Annotated in this window: 2 protein-coding genes; one reads left to right on the top strand and one right to left on the bottom strand. The window is 44.2% G+C overall.

Annotated features, from left to right (window positions below; genetic code table 11):
- The first annotated feature begins 88 nt into the window (after positions 1 to 88).
- Positions 89 to 1,270, top strand: a complete 1,182-nt coding sequence (locus C1T29_RS01430; RefSeq protein WP_103750378.1) for an MFS transporter — start codon at positions 89 to 91, stop codon at positions 1,268 to 1,270.
- Positions 1,271 to 1,409: 139 nt separating this feature from the next.
- Here the strand turns inward: C1T29_RS01430 and C1T29_RS24630 are convergent, their stop codons facing one another.
- Positions 1,410 to 1,751, bottom strand: coding sequence for a DinB family protein (locus C1T29_RS24630; protein ID WP_328056167.1), 342 nt, complete (start codon positions 1,749 to 1,751; stop codon positions 1,410 to 1,412).
- Between the last annotated feature and the right edge of the window lie 224 nt (positions 1,752 to 1,975).

Genomic DNA, 1,975 nt, shown 5'->3' on the forward strand with positions numbered 1-1,975 from the left:
GACATATTCCGATGTGTTTATTTTTTTAATTTACATATCGTTATTTCGTGATATGTAAATGTATAAAACGAAGAAGGAGCGAACGATTATGTTTAGTGCTTGGAAAATTTATATTTTAGCGATCATCAGTTTTTTGGTAGGGACCTCAGAGTACATTATTTCCGGGATTTTGGATCAGATCGCCCAAACACTCGGAATAACTTTAGCTGCCGCGGGCCAGCTGATTACGATCTTTTCACTTGTGTATGCAGTTTTCACACCGGTTCTCATGGCATTGACGGCAAGTATGGATAGGCGCAAGTTAATGATGTATGCTCTCGCTTTGTTTGTGATCGGAAATATTCTGGCCTTTACCCTGCCTGGCTATGGCTGGTTTGTTGCAGCGCGGGTCATTATGGCATTGGGGGCAGGCATGGTTGTGGTCACGGCATTAACGATTGCCGCCAAAATTGCTCCGGCGGGTAAGCAGGGCAGTGCAATTGCTACAGTGGTCATGGGGTTTACCGCTTCTCTGATCATAGGTGTTCCACTCGGAAGAATGACGGCAGAAGCATTAGGCTGGAAGTCTGTATTTGGAGGAATTGCTTTACTGGGATTCATCGCAATGATTGTTATATTCTTAATCTTGCCGCATACCGAAGGCGATAAGCCCGTCCCTTTGCTTCAACAGCTTTCTCTTTTAAAGAACCGGAAAGTAGCAATGGGGTTATCAATCACTTTTTTCTGGCTCGGAGGATATTCCGTAGCATATACTTATCTGTCTCCTTACCTTCTGACCGTTTCAGGGATAAGTGGCAATTTGCTTAGCGGCTTTTTGCTTATATTTGGAATCGCCAGCTTGGTTGGATCGAAGTTTGGCGGATATAGCACCGATAAATGGGGCGTTCCCTTTACACTCGTTGGCGGGATGACGCTGCATATCATCGCATTGATTTTACTGTCGCTTGTCACCCATTCCTATGTCGGAGTACTGTTGATTCTCATCTTATGGTCGTTTGCCGCATGGTCTACCGGCCCGACACAGCAATATCACTTAGCGACGCTCAAACCGGAAGTGTCAGGTGTATTGCTCGGCATTAATCAATCGATGATGCAATTCGCCATGGCCGCAGGTGCAGGCATCGGAGGAGTTTTTGTGGAAAAAATATCGCTGGCTTCTATTACATGGTTTGGGGCATTGGAGGTTACGATTGCGATTGTCGCTGTTTTGGTGACTTTCAGTTCGCATTACAAACGGAAAGCAGGACCTGTAAGAGAAATCAGCTCATAATACGTTGCCTTGATTGGTGTTGAAAATTCAATGGTTTCATTCCTCATATCTTACTTGTTTTTTTTTCGAAGTCTGGCAGGTAGTGTTGAGCCGAAAAATCTAACACCCGCCCGTTGTAAAACGAGCGGGTGTTTTTTATTTAGTCCGCTAAAATCCGCAAATAAGCCCTCCAGGGGCCGACATCATCCTGATACCGTTTCGCCAGCACTCTTGCAATTTGCGAGATGTGAGTAAGGTCGTGGGCAACCCATGTCGAGATCTGTTCTCTTAGTTTGACGATTCCAAACTCAGGGTGCATCCCCGTTTGTTCGAAGTCGGCTTCAGGATCAATGATCTGCTGTAATGTTTTCAGATTCGCCCGTCTGATATCTGCAAACTCGTTAAGCAACTGTTCCATCGTTATTCCGTCGTTTTGATTCAACTGGCTGAAGCGGTCGAACGGCGGAAAAGGTTCCGTTGCTCCTTTTGTCGGAATCAACACAACTGATTCAGCATTTCTTGCGTGCGATCGAGGATTTCGATTGCTTCTTCAAGCTGAATAATCATGGTTAAGCCTCCTTCAACATTCTTAACATAAAAGATTAGTTTTTATGGTTGTTGAGACCCGAGGCAATTTATTTATATTATATTCTAATGGTTGAAAAGAAGGAACGTTTAGTCTTTTTGCGAACCTTTAAAGTTTTAAGGTTAAGAGATAGGGGAGAA

Source organism: Bacillus sp. MBGLi79, from assembly GCF_002953915.1.